The following is a 16,329-nucleotide window of genomic DNA, read 5'->3' on the forward strand; positions in this document are numbered from 1 at the left end:
CATGACCCAGAAGATCATTCGCGTCGGTAACATCGAGATCGCCAACGACAAGCCGTTCGTCCTGTTCGGCGGCATGAACGTGCTGGAATCGCGTGACCTGGCCATGAAGGTCTGCGAAGAGTACGTGCGGGTTACCGAGAAGCTCGGTATCCCCTACGTGTTCAAGGCGAGCTTCGACAAGGCTAACCGTTCCTCGGTCACCTCGTACCGTGGTCCTGGCATGGAAGAAGGGCTGAAGATCTTCGAAGAGATCAAGCAGACCTTCAATGTGCCGGTGATCACCGATGTCCACGAACCCTACCAGTGCGAGCCGGTAGCCAAGGTGTGCGACATCATCCAGCTGCCTGCCTTCCTCTCGCGGCAGACCGATCTGGTCGTGGCCATGGCCAAGACCGGCGCGGTGATCAACATCAAGAAGGCCCAGTTCCTCGCACCGCAAGAGATGAAGCACATTCTCAACAAGTGCGTCGAAGCGGGTAACGACCAGTTGATCCTCTGCGAGCGTGGTTCGAGCTTTGGCTACAACAACCTGGTGGTCGACATGCTCGGCTTCGGCATCATGAAGCAATTCGAGTACCCGGTGTTCTTCGACGTGACCCACGCCCTGCAAACCCCGGGTGGTCGCGCCGACTCCGCCGGTGGTCGCCGTGCGCAGGTTACCGACCTGGCCAAGGCGGGTATGAGCCAAGGCCTGGCGGGCTTGTTCCTGGAAGCCCATCCGGATCCGGACAACGCCAAGTGCGATGGCCCGTGTGCCCTGCGTCTGGACAAGCTGGAGCCGTTCCTGGCTCAGCTCAAGCAGCTGGACGACCTGGTGAAAAGTTTTCCGACGGTAGAAACCGCGTAAAGCTCATTTCTCGGGTAAAGTACCGCCCGTTCTACCCCTGACCTTCCGGTCAGGGGCTCCCCCTTCGCCAGGCCAGCCCTCTGCATATTCGCCTGGTGAAAGGCTCGAATTCCCTAAGCTGCGTTGTTTTCGTCAATTCTGGAGTGCTTACAACAATGGCAAAGATCGTCGACATCAAAGGTCGTGAAGTTCTCGATTCGCGTGGCAACCCCACCGTGGAAGCCGATGTACTGCTCGACAACGGCATCATCGGCAGCGCTTGCGCGCCGTCCGGTGCTTCCACCGGCTCGCGCGAAGCGCTGGAGCTGCGTGATGGCGACAAGAGCCGTTACATGGGCAAGGGCGTGCTGAAAGCCGTTGCCAACATCAACGGCCCGATCCGCGACCTGCTGCTGGGCAAGGATCCACTCGACCAGAAAGCCCTCGACCGCGCCATGATCGAGCTGGACGGTACCGAGAACAAGGCCAAGCTGGGCGCCAACGCTATCCTGGCTGTGTCTCTGGCTGCCGCCAAAGCCGCCGCCCAGGACCAGGACCTGCCGCTGTACGCGCACATTGCCAACCTCAATGGCACCCCTGGCCAGTACTCCATGCCTGTTCCGATGATGAACATCATCAACGGTGGTGAGCACGCCGATAACAACGTCGACATCCAGGAGTTCATGGTTCAGCCGGTTGGCGCCAAGACCTTCTCCGATGGCCTGCGCATGGGCACCGAAATCTTCCACCACCTCAAAGCTGTGCTCAAGGCCCGTGGCCTGAATACTGCCGTCGGTGACGAAGGCGGTTTCGCGCCGAACCTGACCTCCAACGAAGATGCCCTGGCCGCTATCGCCGAAGCTGTCGCCAACGCTGGCTACAAGCTGGGTACCGACGTGACCCTGGCCCTGGACTGCGCCGCTTCTGAGTTCTATGAAGACGGCAAGTACAACCTGTCCGGCGAAGGCAAGTCGTTCGATGCCGAAGGTTTCGCTGACTACCTCAAAGGCCTGACCGAGCGTTTCCCGATCATCTCGATCGAAGATGGCCTGGACGAGTCCGACTGGGCTGGCTGGAAGATCCTCACCGACAAGATCGGCGAGAAGGTGCAGCTGGTCGGTGACGATCTGTTCGTGACCAACACCAAGATCCTCAAGGAAGGTATCGAGAAGGGCATCGGTAACTCGATCCTGATCAAGTTCAACCAGATCGGCTCGCTGACCGAGACCCTGGAAGCTATCCAGATGGCCAAGGCCGCTGGCTACACCGCGGTGATCTCGCACCGTTCGGGCGAAACCGAAGATTCGACCATCGCTGACCTGGCCGTGGGTACCGCTGCTGGCCAGATCAAGACCGGTTCGCTGTGCCGTTCCGACCGCGTCTCCAAGTACAACCAGCTGCTGCGCATCGAAGAGCAACTGGGCGCCAAGGCGGTGTACCGTGGTCGTGCCGAGTTTCGCGGCTAAGCAAGAGATGGTAAAAAGGCAGCAGCCGAGGATGTCTGAACGTTCGTACTGAACCCTCAGACACCTCCTACGGGGTTTCTGTCGACGAAGCCTGGCCTTGGCCAGGCTTCGTGCTATCGGGAGCCTCGTGGCTGCGGCCTTTTAACCCTGGATACTTTGATGCGCAGTCCTTATTGGTTGTTTCTCATCTTGCTCCTGTTGCTCGGTGGCCTGCAGTACCGCCTTTGGGTCGGCAGCGGCAGCCTTGCGCAAGTGACCGAGCTCAAGCAGCAGATTGACGAACAGCATGCCGAGAACGAGCGGCTGCTGGAGCGTAATCGCGTGCTCGATGCAGAGGTCCTGGAGTTGAAGAAAGGTATGGAGACCGTGGAGGAACGGGCTCGTCATGAATTGGGGATGGTCAAGGAGGGCGAAACCCTCTACCAGCTGCCGCAAAAATGACCCCACTACTACCGGCTTTCTGGGCCGTGATTCCCGCGGCGGGCGTCGGTGCCCGCATGGCTGCCGATCGGCCCAAGCAGTATCTGCAATTGGGTGGGCAGACTATTCTCGAGCATAGTCTCGACTGTTTCCTCGGCCATCCTGCGCTCAAGGGCATGGTGGTCAGTATTGCTGACGATGATCCTTACTGGCCCGGCCTGCCTTGCGCCAGCGATGCGCGTATCCAGCGCGCTGCCGGCGGACGCGAAAGGGCTGACTCGGTGCTCAATGCCTTGTTGCTGTTGCATGCCCAAGGGGCGGCGGACGGTGACTGGGTGTTGGTGCATGATGCTGCGCGGCCGAACCTGGCCCGTAGCGATCTGGACCGGCTGCTGGCGGAGCTGGCGGATGATCCGGTGGGTGGCTTGCTGGCAGTGCCGGCGCGTGACACGCTCAAGCGAGCCGATGGCAATGGTCGGGTCAGCGCTACGGTTGATCGCAGCACCATCTGGCAGGCATTTACCCCGCAGATGTTTCGGCTCGGCGCGTTGCATCGGGCATTGGCCGAGTGCCTGGTGTCTGATGTGGCGGTGACTGACGAGGCCTCGGCCATGGAATGGGCGGGGCTGGCACCGCGCCTGATCGAGGGGCGCAGTGACAACATCAAGGTTACCCGCCCGGAAGATCTGGAGTGGTTGCGCCAGCGTTGGGCTGCTCGCCGCTGATTGCACCCAGAGCGAGGCATCAGCCTGGCAGCGTGGGAGCTTCATCTGCTTGCTTGATGGCTGGCGTACTCCGGCAACTGCCCCAACCCTTGCTTCAGATAATCCACCAACCGCCGCACTTTCGGCGACAGATGCCGCTGCTGCGGATACAGCGCCCACACTGCCGTGTTGGGCGGCTGATGCGCCTCGAGCAACGACACCAGCGCACCACTGTTCAAGTGTTCGAGCACGTAGTAATCGGGCAGCTGACACAGCCCCATCCCCTGCAGCGCCGCATCCAGCACCGCCTGGCCGCTGTTGCAACGCCAGTTGCCTTGCACCCGCTGGCTGAATTCGCGCCCGTCCTGCTTCAACGCCCAGATATCCGAACTGCCGATCAGGCAATTGTGCCGCGCCAATTCAGACAAACTGTGCGGGCGGCCATACCGCTCCAGGTAGGCCGGCGAGGCGCACAGGAACATCCGCCGTGGCGCCAAGCGGGTGGCGACCAACCTTGAGTCCTGCAAGCGGCCCAGGCGGATCGCCAGGTCCATGCCCTCATGCAGCAAGTCCAAGGTGCGATTGCTCAGTTCCACTTCCACCCGTAGCTGCGGATACAGCGCCATGAAGCGCGTCACCAGTGGCACGATGAAGCGTTCGCCATAGGCCACCGCGCAGGTCATGCGTAGCAGGCCCTTGGGCTCGCTGGCCAGGTCGCCCATCGCCCGCAGCGCTTCTTCGCGGCCATCTTGCAAGCGCTGGCAATGTTGCAGGAACGTCTGTCCCGCCTCGCTCAGGGTGACCCGGCGGGTGCTGCGATACAGCAGGCGGGTCTGCAAGCGTTCTTCCAGGCGGGCGATCTGCCGGCTGATATGAGAGGAGGAAACCCCCAGGCGCTCGGCGGCTGCGGTGAACTGGCCCAACTCGGCCACCGCGACGAATTCGTCGATGCCTTCCCAGCGATTACTCATCGATTATCCCTGTATGGCAATAATGTTTTGTCTTTGCCAGGATTATTCATCAAACAGCGGTGAATTACACTGGATGGATCGAATCGACCCACTGTCTGGAGACCCTGATGATCAAGTCCCGTGCTGCCGTAGCCTTCGAGGCCAAGAAACCCCTGGAAATCGTCGAAGTCGACGTCGCCATGCCCAAGGCCGGTGAAGTGCTGCTGCGCGTGGTCGCCAGCGGTGTCTGCCATACCGATGCCTACACCTTGTCTGGCGCCGACCCAGAAGGCATCTTCCCGTCGATTCTCGGCCACGAGGGCGGGGCAATCGTCGAGGCAGTGGGCGAGGGCGTTACCTCGCTGGCAGTCGGCGATCATGTCATCCCGCTGTACACCCCCGAGTGCGGCAAGTGCAAATTCTGCCTTTCCGGCAAGACCAACCTGTGTCAGGCCATCCGCGCTACCCAAGGCAAGGGCCTGATGCCGGACGGTACTACCCGTTTCTCCTACAAAGGCCAGCAGCTGTTCCATTACATGGGCACCTCGACCTTCTCCGAGTACACCGTGCTGCCGGAAATTTCCGTGGCCAAGATCCAGAAAGAAGCACCGCTGGAGAAGGTCTGCCTGCTCGGCTGTGGCGTCACCACCGGCATTGGCGCCGTGCTCAATACCGCCAAAGTCCAGCCAGGTGACACGGTGGCGGTGTTCGGCCTGGGCGGTATCGGCCTGTCGGCGATCATCGGTGCCGTAAAGGCCAAGGCCTCGCGGATCATTGCCGTCGACATCAACCCCAGCAAGTTCGAGATCGCCCGTCAGCTCGGCGCTACCGACTGCGTCAACCCCAAGGACTACGACCGTCCCATCCAGGAAGTCATCGTCGACCTCACCGACGGTGGCGTTGATTACTCGTTCGAATGCGTGGGCAATGTCCAACTGATGCGTGCAGCGCTTGAATGCTGCCACAAGGGCTGGGGCGAGTCGGTGATCATTGGTGTCGCCGGTGCCGGCCAGGAAATCGCTACCCGTCCGTTCCAGTTGGTGACTGGTCGCGTCTGGCGTGGTTCGGCGTTCGGCGGCGTGCGCGGACGCAGCGAGCTGCCCAGCTACGTGGAAATGTCCGAGAAGGGCGAGATCCCGCTGGATACTTTCATCACCCACACCATGGGCCTGGAGGACATCAACAAAGCCTTCGACCTGATGCATGAAGGTAAGAGCATCCGTAGCGTGATCCACTTCTGAGGTCAGCCATGAGCCTGGAAAACATCTCTTGCCAGAAGAGCTTCGGCGGCTGGCACAAGCGTTACCGGCATCACTCCAAGGTCCTCGGTTGCGACATGGTGTTCGCCGTCTACCTGCCGCCGCAGGCAGAGCAGGGTGCCAAGCTGCCGGTGCTGTACTGGCTCAGCGGCTTGACCTGCACCGATGAGAACTTCATGCAAAAGGCCGGCGCCCAGCGCCTGGCCGCTGAGCTGGGCTTGATCATCGTCGCACCCGATACCAGCCCGCGTGGCGATCAGGTGCCGGGCGACCCGGACGGCGCCTGGGACTTCGGTCTGGGGGCAGGTTTCTACCTCAATGCTACCCAGCAGCCCTGGGCCCAGCACTACCGCATGCATGACTACGTGGTAGAGGAACTGCCGGCCCTGGTCGAGGCGCATTTCCCGGCGTCCGATCAGCGCAGTATCAGTGGTCACTCGATGGGCGGTCATGGTGCATTGGTGTGCGCCTTGCGTAACCCTGGGCGGTACCGTTCGGTATCGGCGTTTTCGCCGATCAGCAATCCGATGGATTGCCCGTGGGGCGAGAAGGCGTTCTCGCGTTATCTGGGTGAAGACCGTGCGCGCTGGCGTGAATGGGATGCCAGTGTGCTGCTGGCCGAAACGCCGGCCGGACAGTGTCCGCCACTGTTGGTGGACCAAGGCGATCGCGACGATTTTCTTGAGAAGCAGCTCAAGCCTGAGGCGTTGGAGCAGGCGGCGCGCAAGGCTGGTCATGAGCTGGTGTTGCGCTTGCAGCCGGGGTATGACCATAGCTACTACTTCATCGCCAGCTTCATCGATGAGCATCTGCGCCATCATGCGGTAGCGTTGGGGCGGCTGTAGGCGTTGTTGGGGCAGCTGCGCAGCCCATCGCAGGCAAGCCAGCTCCTACAGGGAGTACGCGGAGCTTGTGACGGGGCGTTGCGGGCCCAAAACCATGCGCCCAATGCCGGCCAAAGCAGGTAGAATCCCGCCCTGACTTAATCAGGGCGTTTTTCTATGCGTATTGGCCATGGCTACGATGTGCACCGTTTCACCGACGGTGATTTCATTACCTTGGGTGGGGTGCGTATCCCTCACAAATACGGCCTGCTGGCCCATTCCGACGGCGACGTGGTGTTGCACGCCTTGAGCGATGCACTGCTCGGTGCAGCCGCGTTGGGCGATATCGGCAAGCACTTCCCCGATACCGATCCGCAGTTCAAGGGCGCCGACAGCCGGGTGCTGCTGCGCCATGTCGTTGGCATCGTCCAGGCCAAGGGTTGGAAGGTCGGCAACATCGATGCCACCATCGTCGCCCAGGCGCCGAAGATGGCCCCGCATATCGAGACCATGCGCCAACTCATTGCCCAAGACCTGCAGGTTGAACTCGACCAGGTCAACGTCAAGGCCACGACCACCGAGAAGCTCGGATTCACCGGCCGCGAGGAGGGTATCGCCGTGCACGCGGTCGCCCTGTTGCTGCCAGCATGACCGAACTCGAACTGCTCGGCCCACGGGCCTCGGGTGCGGCGCTGGGTAGCGCAGTGCTCAAGGCTGTGGCCGAAGACTTCCAGGTCGACGAAGTGCTCGACATTCCGTTGTCTGGCCAGGGTGAGCACCTGTGGCTGTGGGTCGAGAAGCGCGACCTGAACACCGAGGAAGCCGCTCGCCGTCTGGCGCGCGCGGCTGGTGTGCCAGTTCGTTCGATCAGTTATGCCGGTCTCAAGGATCGCCAGGCCCTGACCCGCCAGTGGTTCAGCCTGCATCTGCCGGGCAAGGCCGACCCCGACCTGGCGCGCGCCGAAGACGACACCCTGCGTATCCTCAAACAGGTGCGCCACCAGCGCAAACTGCAACGCGGCGCCCACTCGGCCAACGGTTTTACCCTGCGCCTGACTGCCCTGGCAGCTGATCACGCGGCGCTGGATGTGCGTTTGCAGCAGCTCAAGGCTCAAGGCGTGCCCAACTACTTCGGCAGCCAACGCTTCGGCCATGCGGGCGGCAACGTGCATGATGCGCAGCAGTGGGCTGCGCGTGCTGCCCTGCCGGAACAGCGCAATGTCCGCTCACGTCTGCTTTCGGCTGGGCGTAGCTACCTGTTCAACCAAGTGCTGGCAGCGCGGGTCGCCGATGGCAGTTGGCAGCGGGCACAGGTTGGCGATCTGCTGGCCTTCACCGACAGTCGTAGCTTCTTTCCTGCGGGTGAGGCTGAATGTTCCGATCCGCGCTTGGCCATTCTCGACCTGCATCCGACCGGCCCGATGTGGGGCGAAGGGGCCTCGCCCGCCGGCGGCGCGACCGCCGAGCTGGAGTCGAGCATCGCTGAACGGCATGCCGATCTGTGCAATTGGCTGGCACGAGCGGGCATGAGTCACGAACGACGCATCCTGCGGCTCCCTATTGGCGGCCTGACGTGGCATTATCCCGAGCCTGATATCCTGCAACTGGAATTCGTCCTGCCGGCCGGATGCTTCGCCACCGTGGTGGTGCGCGAGCTTGTCGATCTGGTGCCGGTAGGGCAGACGGACAGCCCATGCGTATTCTGATTTCCAATGATGATGGTGTTAACGCACCCGGCCTTGCCGCGCTGCATGCTGCGCTGGCCGATTATGCCGAGTGCGTGGTGATCGCCCCGGATCAAGACAAAAGCGGCGCCAGCAGTTCGCTGACGCTGGACCGCCCGCTGCACCCGCAGGTGCTGGCCAATGGTTTTATCAGCCTCAATGGCACGCCGACCGATTGTGTGCACCTGGGGCTCAACGGCCTGTTGCCGCAGACGCCTGACATGGTCGTCTCGGGTATCAACCTGGGGGCGAACCTGGGCGATGACGTGTTGTACTCCGGTACAGTCGCTGCGGCCCTTGAGGGGCGCTTCCTGGGGGGCACCTCGCTGGCGTTCTCGCTGCTGTCGCGCGCGCCAGACAACCTGCCGACTGCGGCCTACATCGCCCGGCGCCTGGTCGAGGCGCAGGCGCGTCTGCAACTGCCAGCGCGCACTGTTCTCAATATCAATATCCCGAATTTGCCGCTGGAGCACATCCGTGGCATCCAGCTCACCCGCCTCGGGCATCGAGCGCGGGCGGCGGCACCGACCAAGGTGGTCAATCCGCGCGGCAAGGAAGGCTACTGGATAGCCGTGGCCGGTGACGCCGAAGACGGCGGGCCGGGGACAGACTTCCATGCGGTGATGCAAGGCTACGTGTCGATCACCCCATTGCAGCTCGACCGCACCTTCAACGATGCCTTCGAGCAGCTCGATGGCTGGCTGGAGGGCGTGCTCTGATGCGCGAACAAGACGATCTGCTGCGCCGCGGTATCGGCATGACCTCCCAGCGTACCCGGGAGCGGTTGATCCAGCGCTTGTGCGAGGAGGGCGTCTCGAACCCTAATGTGCTCGAGGCCATTCGCCGTACGCCGCGTCACTTGTTCGTCGATGAAGCGCTCGCCCATCGGGCCTACGAGGACACCGCGCTGCCGATCGGGCATAACCAGACCATCTCCCAACCCTTCATGGTTGCGCACATGAGTGAGCTGCTGCTGGAGGCGGGGCCACTGGACAAGGTGCTGGAGATTGGAACTGGCTCGGGCTACCAGACCGCGATCCTGGCGCAACTGGTGGAGCGCGTGTTCTCGGTGGAGCGGATCAAGGTTCTGCAAGACCGGGCCAAGGAGCGCCTGCTCGAGCTCAACCTGCGCAACGTGGTGTTCCGCTGGGGCGACGGTTGCGACGGCTGGCAGGCGCTGGCGCCGTATAACGGCATCATCGTCACCGCGGTTGCACCTGAGGTACCCCAGGCGTTGCTCGATCAGTTGGCGCCCGGTGGACGCCTGGTGATCCCGGTAGGGCCGGCAGGGGAGCCCCAGCAACTGATGCTAATCGTGCGCGAGGAGCATGGCTTCTCCCGGCGGGTGCTCGGCGCGGTGCGCTTCGTGCCCCTGCTCAATGGCCCGCTGGCTTGAGCGACACGGAATATTTACCGCGCTGACGAATTCTTGCCGCGTGGCTGTGTCTATCTGGCGGGGTGTCCGTAAGTCCTGAAGCGGCGTCGGATCTTTCTCCAGCCCACCCAATGGCCGTGGGCTCGGTTATAATTGCAACAATATTGCATTTCGTTTCGTCATATCGGTTTTCGGCACCATGAGGGGAGCGCGGGTGGGTCACACAATCAGTCTGCAGCGCAAGGATCGGTCGGGTTTCAAGCTCCTGCTGGTTGCACTGGCCATGGGCACCCTGCTGGCGGGCTGTTCCAGCACCGGCTCGAGCGGCGCGCGGGTGGTCGACCGCAACAACGCGGCGCCCAAGCGCCCGACCGTTACGTCGGGGCAGTACATCGTCAAGCCGGGCGACACGCTGTTCTCGATCGCCTTCCGCTACGGTTGGGACTACAAGGAGCTGGCCGCACGCAACAATATCAGTGCGCCGTATACCATCCGCCCGGGGCAACCGATTCGTTTCAGCAGTGGTTCGACCGGTAGTACCACAGTGGTCTCCAGCCCTTCTTCGTCGAGCAAGACCACGGTCATCCGGCGCCCGGTTGGGACCACCACGACGCCACCCGCGAGCAGTGGTAAACCCGTTGTAACAACCCCGGCAACCACCACACCAGTGGTCACCACAGTGCCTGCCGCAGAGCGTACAGCCGGTGGTTGGACCTGGCCGGCCAACGGCGTGCTGATTGGAAAATTCGCTTCAAACGGTAGTTTGAATAAAGGCATTGATATCGCCGGTGATTTGGGACAGCCTGTTTTTGCTGCGTCTGGTGGTGCAGTGGTCTACGCCGGGAGTGGCTTGAGGGGCTACGGCGAACTGATCATCATCAAGCACAGCGATACCTACGTCAGTGCCTACGGTCATAACCGCAGGCTTTTGGTTCGGGAGGGGCAGCAGGTCAAGGCAGGGCAGGCTATCGCTGAAATGGGGTCTACGGGCACTGATCGGGTTAAGCTGCATTTTGAAATTCGCCGCCAGGGCAAACCCGTCGATCCGCTCCAGTTCTTGCCACGTCGTTGATCGTTGTACCCGGCCTGTTCCTTGGATGTAGAGGGGACAGGCTCCAGCGCTGCCAGGGAATCAGGTGTCGCTAGAGTCTGAGTTCGAACTCAGCAAAGGACTATAACAATGGCTCTCAGTAAAGAAGTGCCGGAGTTTGACATCGACGATGACCTCCTCTTGATGGAGACGGGCATCGTTTTGGAAACGGATGTGGTGTCAGACGAACCTGCTGTACCTTCGGTTCGGACCAAGGCCAAACAGGCCTCGTCGCTCAAGCAACACAAGTACATCGATTACAGCCGGGCGCTTGATGCTACCCAGCTGTACCTGAACGAGATCGGCTTCTCGCCGCTGCTCTCCCCCGAAGAGGAAGTGCACTTCGCACGCCTCTCGCAAAAAGGCGACCCTGCCGGTCGCAAACGCATGATCGAGAGCAACCTGCGCTTGGTCGTGAAAATCGCCCGCCGTTATGTGAATCGTGGCTTGTCGTTGCTCGACCTGATCGAGGAAGGCAACCTGGGCTTGATTCGCGCCGTGGAGAAATTCGATCCGGAACGTGGTTTCCGTTTCTCCACCTACGCGACCTGGTGGATCCGCCAGACCATCGAACGGGCGATCATGAACCAGACCCGCACCATTCGCCTGCCGATCCACGTGGTCAAGGAGCTCAACGTTTACCTGCGTGCTGCGCGGGAGCTGACGCAAAAGCTCGATCACGAGCCGTCCCCGGAAGAAATCGCCACCCTGCTGGAGAAGCCGGTCGCTGAGGTCAAGCGTATGCTTGGGCTTAACGAGCGGGTGTCGTCGGTAGACGTTTCACTGGGGCCGGATTCGGATAAGACGCTGCTCGATACCCTGACGGATGATCGACCTACCGACCCGTGTGAGTTGCTGCAGGATGATGACCTGTCGCAGAGCATTGACCAGTGGCTGGGAGAGTTGACCGACAAGCAGCGTGAGGTTGTGGTACGTCGGTTTGGGTTGCGGGGGCATGAGAGCAGTACGCTGGAGGATGTGGGGTTGGAGATTGGCCTGACTCGGGAGCGAGTGCGGCAGATTCAGGTTGAAGGCCTGAAGCGGCTGCGGGAGATTCTTGAGAAGAATGGGCTGTCTAGTGAGTCGTTGTTTCAGTAAGTAGTGTTTTTTGGTTTTACGGTTTGTTCGCTAAGCGCCCCGATAATCTCGGGGCGTTTTGTTTTGCGGGGAGTTTGAGTTTCTTGAGTTCTTGAATCGGGAGCTTATCCATTGTTTGTGGCGATGCCACTGGCCCCTTCCGCCTTTACGGCGGCTTACTTTTCTCTTGGGAAAAGTAAGCAAAACCGCCCGCTCCTGCATCCGGCCCTACGCTGCGCTTCGGGTTCCCTCGCTGCGGGCTTGCTCCCGGGAGGACCGCGCTGTACGGCCCCTCCTGGGCCGCAGCGCTTGACGGCCATCCATGGCCGTCACCTCCCTTCGCAAGCCCTCCGCTCGGCCTCCTGACGTCGCGAAGTTAGTGGCGGCGCCTGGGCTGGCGTTATCTGGCGATAGTGGCATCTGCGCTGGATACTCCGGCCTCTTCGCGGGCAAGCCCGCTTCCACAGGCTCACCGCCAGCCGGGAGAACAGTGCGGTACCTGTAGGAGCGGGCTTGCCCGCGAAGAGGCCTGAACAAACAACACAAAATAAAAATTCGATACTTGGCTTCGGCTTTGGCTTTGGTTTCTGCGAGAGCGTAGCGATTCGCCTGCTTTTGATCTTAGTGCGCGCAGGTACAGACGCTACAGATTCGCGACGTCAGGAGGCCGAGCGGAGGGCTTGCGGAGTGAGGTGACGGCCATGGATGGCCGTCAAGCGCTGCGGCCCAGGAGGGGCCGTACAGCGCGGTCCTCACGGGAGCAAGCCCGCAGCGAGGGAACCCGAAGCGCAGCGTAGGGCCGTATGCAGGAGCGAGCGGTTTTGCTTACTTTTCCCAAGAGAAAAGTAAGCCGCCGTAAAGGCGGAAGGGGCCAGTGGCGTCGCCACAAAGAATGGATAAGCCTGCAATACCAGAGCCCAAAGCCCCCAAAGCATCCCCATTTTGCAAGTGAAGGAATGTGTCGACTGCTACCCCAGTTGCATCCCGTGTAAGAAATTGCTCACACATGCTGTAAGTCATCGACCTACAGATTAGTAAATCATTGTCGTTTTCAAACCTATCCGTTTCCTAACCAATTGAAAATTAACGATTTATTAAATATGAAGAAGTGTTTCCGTAGTAATGTTTTGAAAGCCGCAGCGCTTGTCTCGCAAAATGAAATCGCTAGTATTCGAACTGTGCCGACGGACAGGCACAGGCCCTCAGGAAGAAGGCCAAGGACATCGCAGGAGCGATTCATCAGGACGATGTTTGGGACAAACAGGGACTACGGAAAAAATGTGGGCGGGTCAAACCGCCCCTTTTTTTTGCCTGCCGTTCAGTGCCAGAGCAATCCTCACCCAGCTTCCAGAAAACGCCCAAGCTCAGCCTTGGGCGTTTTCGTTGCTGATCAAATCCCAGGCAATAAAAAAGGCGGCCCTAAGGCCACCTTCCTTGAACCGAAACGCCAAGCGTATCAGCGTTCCAGATCAGCAATCTTACCGGTCTTGCCATCCCACTCTTCAGCATCCGGCAGCGCGTCTTTCTTCTCGGTGATGTTTGGCCAGATCTCCGCCAGCTCGGCGTTGATCTCGATGAAGTTCTCCATGCCCGCAGGCACTTCGTCTTCCGAAAAAATGGCTTGAGCCGGGCACTCTGGCTCGCACAGTGCACAGTCGATGCACTCGTCCGGGTGGATGACCAGGAAGTTCGGGCCTTCATAGAAGCAGTCCACCGGACAGACTTCAACACAGTCGGTGTACTTGCACTTGATGCAGTTGTCGGTGACGACGAAGGTCATTTCTAATTTTCTCCTCAGGCAACGGCAGCGTGCCCTTCCTTGCAGGGCAGCGCGGTTCACAGGTATGTGGCTGCAGGCCAGGCTAATAACCTGCAGCACCAGCAAACCGCGCGGGATTCTACCAGCTTGCGCAGGCGGCCGTTATAACAGGTTCTTCAGTTGATATAGCATTTCGATAGCTTGGCGCGGCGTCATGTCGTCCAGGTCTAGCTTGCCCAGCTTCTCGATGGCTGGGTGAGGTAGGCTGGCGAACAGATCGCTCTGGTGCGGCGCTTGCGGTTCGCCCTTGGCAGCCTTGGTCACCGGCGCCTCATGCGGCAGGCTGGTCGTTTCCAGGCGGCCCAGGTGCTCGCGGGCACGCTGGATCACTGGCGCCGGTACACCGGCCAGCTGCGCCACGGCCAGGCCGTAGCTCTGGCTGGCAGGGCCAGGCAGCACATGGTGCAGGAACACGATGCGCTCATTGTGCTCAGTGGCGTTCAGGTGCACGTTGGCCACCAGCGGCTCATTCTCCGGCAGTACGGTCAGCTCGAAGTAGTGCGTGGCGAACAGCGTATAGGCACGCAGCTGCGCCAGGCGCTCGGCAGCGGCCCAGGCCAGCGACAGGCCATCGAAGGTACTGGTGCCGCGACCGACTTCATCCATCAGCACCAGGCTGCGGTCGGTGGCGTTATGCAGAATGTTGGCGGTTTCGCTCATTTCGACCATGAACGTCGAGCGCCCGCCGGCCAGGTCGTCGCTGGAGCCAATACGGGTGAAGATGCGATCGACCAGCGACAGCTCGCAGTGCGCCGCCGGGACGAAGCTACCGATGTGCGCCATCAGCACGATCAGCGCGGTCTGACGCATGTAGGTCGATTTACCGCCCATGTTCGGGCCGGTGATGATCAGCATCCGCGTGCCGTTGTCCAGGCCCAGGTCGTTGGCCACGAACGGGGTGGTCAAGACTTGCTCGACCACCGGGTGGCGGCCTTGCTCGATGCGCAGGCATGGCTCGTCGACGAAGCTTGGGCAGTTCAGGTCCAGCGTCAGGGCGCGCTCGGCCAGGTTGCTCAAGACGTCCAGCTCGGCCAGTGCCGCGGCGCTGTCCTGCAACGGCGCCAGGTGGCCGATCAGGGTTTCCATCAGCGCGTCGTAGAGCATCTTCTCGCGCGCCAGGGCACGGCTCTTGGCCGACAGTGCCTTGTCTTCAAAGGCTTTGAGCTCTGGGGTGATGAAGCGCTCGGCGCCCTTGAGGGTCTGGCGGCGAATGTAGTCCCCGGGGGCTTGCTCGGCCTGCTTGGTCGGCAGTTCGATGAAGTAGCCGTGCACGCGGTTGTAGCCGACCTTGAGGTTGGCCAGGCCAGTGCGTGCTTTCTCGCGTGCTTCCAGGTCGATCAGGAACTGGCCGGCGTTCTCGCTCATGGCCAACAGCTCATCAAGCTCGCTGTCGTAGCCGGTCTTGAGCACGCCACCGTCACGGATCACCGCGGGTGGGTTATCGACGATCGCCCGCTCCAGCAGGCTGGCCAGTTCCGGGTAGGTGCCAGTGATCGCGGCCAGACGCGCCAGGTGCGGCGCCTCCAACTCTGCCATGGCGTTTTGCAGCTCGGGCAGGGCACCAAGGGCATCGCGCAGGCGGGCAAGGTCACGAGGACGGGCGTTGCGCAGGCCAATCCGGGCGAGGATCCGTTCCAGGTCACCGATTTCCTTGAGCTGCGGCTGCAGTTTCTCGTAGCGGTAGCCATCGAGCAGGCAACGGATCGAATCCTGACGCGCTTGCAGTACTTTCAGGTCGCGTAGCGGGCGGTTCAGCCAGCGGCTCAGCAAACGGCTGGCCATGGCGGTCTGGCAGCGGTCGATGACCGACTGCAGGGTGTTGTCGCGACCACCGGCCAGGTTGATGTCCAGTTCCAGGTTGCGCCGGCTGGCACCGTCGAGCACGACCGTGTCGTCCATGCGCTCGTGGCGCAGGCTGCGCAGATGGGGCAGGGTGGTGCGCTGGGTTTCCTTGGCGTAGCTCAGCAGGCAGCCAGCCGCGCCAATGGCCAGGGTCAGCTTGTCGCAGCCAAAGCCTTTGAGGTCCTTGGTCGCGAACTGCTGGCAGAGGCTTTTACGTGCCGAATCACGGTCGAAGTCCCACGGTGCACGACGGCGGCAGCCTGGGCGCTTCTCGGCCGGCAGATCACGTGGCCAATCGTCAGGAATCAGCAGCTCGACCGGGTTGATCCGCTCAAGTTCGGCCAGCAGGTTTTCCCAGCCTTTGATCTCCTGCACAGTGAAGTTGCCGCTGGTGATGTCCAGCACCGCCAGGCCGAACAGCCGCTCGTCACCGAGCAAGGCAGCGATCAGGTTGTCGCGGCGCTCGTCGAGCAGTGCTTCGTCACTCACCGTACCCGGGGTGATGATGCGCACTACCTGACGCTCGACTGGGCCTTTGCTGGTAGCCGGATCGCCGATCTGCTCGCAGATCACCACCGACTCGCCGAGCTTGACCAGTTTGGCCAGGTAACCTTCCGCCGAATGGAATGGAATCCCGCACATCGGGATCGACTGGCCGGCCGACTGACCGCGTGCGGTCAGGGTGATGTCCAGCAGTTTGGCGGCTTTCTTCGCGTCTTCGTAGAAGATCTCGTAGAAATCGCCCATGCGGTAGAACATCAGCTGGTCCGGATGCTGATTCTTCAGCTTCCAGTACTGCTGCATCATCGGTGTGTGTGCGGAGAGATCAGACATTCGGGGCCTTACAGCGGGTGATTCGGTTGGCGATTTTCAAACCGGCAATGGTACAGGCTTTTTGTGGGTGTTGCAGGTGCGGGAGGGTGGGGCAAATCTGCGCAGCCCCGGTATTCTCG

At 61.3% G+C, this 16,329-nt stretch carries 15 protein-coding genes; 12 read left to right on the forward strand and 3 right to left on the reverse strand.

The features are described from left to right. Position 1 precedes the first annotated feature (1 nt). From kdsA to ispD, 4 genes are all read left to right on the forward strand, one after another. On the forward strand, positions 2 to 847 hold the full coding sequence (gene kdsA / locus OIU19_RS17625; RefSeq protein ID WP_186555420.1) for a 3-deoxy-8-phosphooctulonate synthase: 846 nt from the start codon (positions 2 to 4) through the stop codon (positions 845 to 847). 155 nt (positions 848 to 1,002) lie between these two features. Further along, a complete protein-coding gene (gene eno / locus OIU19_RS17630) occupies positions 1,003 to 2,292 on the forward strand; it encodes a phosphopyruvate hydratase (protein WP_186555419.1) in 1,290 nt (429 codons plus the stop codon). A gap of 159 nt (positions 2,293 to 2,451) precedes the next feature. Beyond that, on the forward strand, positions 2,452 to 2,733 hold the full coding sequence (gene ftsB / locus OIU19_RS17635) for a cell division protein FtsB (RefSeq protein WP_186555418.1): 282 nt from the start codon (positions 2,452 to 2,454) through the stop codon (positions 2,731 to 2,733). Further along, complete coding sequence (gene ispD / locus OIU19_RS17640; RefSeq protein WP_264236108.1) at positions 2,730 to 3,437, forward strand: 2-C-methyl-D-erythritol 4-phosphate cytidylyltransferase; 708 nt, start codon at positions 2,730 to 2,732, stop codon at positions 3,435 to 3,437. The genes ftsB and ispD overlap by 4 nt, the downstream gene beginning before the upstream one ends. 41 nt (positions 3,438 to 3,478) lie before the next feature. Here the strand turns inward: ispD and OIU19_RS17645 are convergent, their stop codons facing one another. Beyond that, positions 3,479 to 4,387 carry a LysR substrate-binding domain-containing protein gene (locus tag OIU19_RS17645; RefSeq protein WP_264236109.1) on the reverse strand — a complete coding sequence of 303 codons (909 nt, stop codon included), beginning with the start codon at positions 4,385 to 4,387 and terminating at the stop codon, positions 3,479 to 3,481. Positions 4,388 to 4,494: 107 nt separating this feature from the next. Here OIU19_RS17645 and OIU19_RS17650 point away from each other — a divergent pair, with 107 nt between their 5' ends. The 8 genes from OIU19_RS17650 to rpoS all read left to right on the forward strand — a co-directional run bounded on the left by OIU19_RS17650 (position 4,495) and on the right by rpoS (position 11,736). Then, on the forward strand, positions 4,495 to 5,607 hold the full coding sequence (locus OIU19_RS17650) for an S-(hydroxymethyl)glutathione dehydrogenase/class III alcohol dehydrogenase (protein ID WP_186555415.1): 1,113 nt from the start codon (positions 4,495 to 4,497) through the stop codon (positions 5,605 to 5,607). An 8-nt stretch (positions 5,608 to 5,615) separates the two neighbouring features. Continuing rightward, positions 5,616 to 6,470 (forward strand): S-formylglutathione hydrolase, encoded by an 855-nt coding sequence (gene fghA / locus OIU19_RS17655; RefSeq protein ID WP_264236110.1) that lies wholly within the window; start codon positions 5,616 to 5,618, stop codon positions 6,468 to 6,470. Positions 6,471 to 6,626: 156 nt separating this feature from the next. Next, positions 6,627 to 7,100: a 2-C-methyl-D-erythritol 2,4-cyclodiphosphate synthase gene (gene ispF / locus OIU19_RS17660; RefSeq protein WP_264236111.1), complete on the forward strand. Its 474-nt coding sequence runs from the start codon at positions 6,627 to 6,629 to the stop codon at positions 7,098 to 7,100. After that, complete coding sequence (truD, locus tag OIU19_RS17665; protein ID WP_264236112.1) at positions 7,097 to 8,155, forward strand: tRNA pseudouridine(13) synthase TruD; 1,059 nt, start codon at positions 7,097 to 7,099, stop codon at positions 8,153 to 8,155. The genes ispF and truD overlap by 4 nt, the downstream gene beginning before the upstream one ends. Beyond that, entirely contained in the window at positions 8,143 to 8,892 is a 750-nt protein-coding gene (gene surE / locus OIU19_RS17670; RefSeq protein ID WP_264236113.1) for a 5'/3'-nucleotidase SurE, read from the forward strand. The genes truD and surE overlap by 13 nt, the downstream gene beginning before the upstream one ends. A gap of 38 nt (positions 8,893 to 8,930) precedes the next feature. Beyond that, positions 8,931 to 9,569, forward strand: coding sequence for a protein-L-isoaspartate(D-aspartate) O-methyltransferase (locus OIU19_RS17675; RefSeq protein ID WP_264236229.1), 639 nt, complete (start codon positions 8,931 to 8,933; stop codon positions 9,567 to 9,569). A 193-nt stretch (positions 9,570 to 9,762) separates the two neighbouring features. After that, complete coding sequence (locus tag OIU19_RS17680) at positions 9,763 to 10,620, forward strand: peptidoglycan DD-metalloendopeptidase family protein (protein WP_186555410.1); 858 nt, start codon at positions 9,763 to 9,765, stop codon at positions 10,618 to 10,620. Positions 10,621 to 10,728: 108 nt separating this feature from the next. Then, positions 10,729 to 11,736: an RNA polymerase sigma factor RpoS gene (gene rpoS / locus OIU19_RS17685; RefSeq protein WP_186555409.1), complete on the forward strand. Its 1,008-nt coding sequence runs from the start codon at positions 10,729 to 10,731 to the stop codon at positions 11,734 to 11,736. 1,435 nt (positions 11,737 to 13,171) lie between these two features. Here rpoS and fdxA read toward each other — a convergent pair. Both fdxA and mutS read right to left on the reverse strand, forming a co-directional pair. Further along, on the reverse strand, positions 13,172 to 13,495 hold the full coding sequence (gene fdxA, locus OIU19_RS17690; protein ID WP_186555408.1) for a ferredoxin FdxA: 324 nt from the start codon (positions 13,493 to 13,495) through the stop codon (positions 13,172 to 13,174). Between the two features lie 141 nt (positions 13,496 to 13,636). Next, entirely contained in the window at positions 13,637 to 16,210 is a 2,574-nt protein-coding gene (gene mutS / locus OIU19_RS17695; protein WP_264236114.1) for a DNA mismatch repair protein MutS, read from the reverse strand. Between the last annotated feature and the right edge of the window lie 119 nt (positions 16,211 to 16,329).

The organism is Pseudomonas sp. BT-42-2, from assembly GCF_025847435.2.
In the GTDB taxonomy this organism is placed as follows: Bacteria; Pseudomonadota; Gammaproteobacteria; order Pseudomonadales; family Pseudomonadaceae; genus Aquipseudomonas; species Aquipseudomonas urmiensis.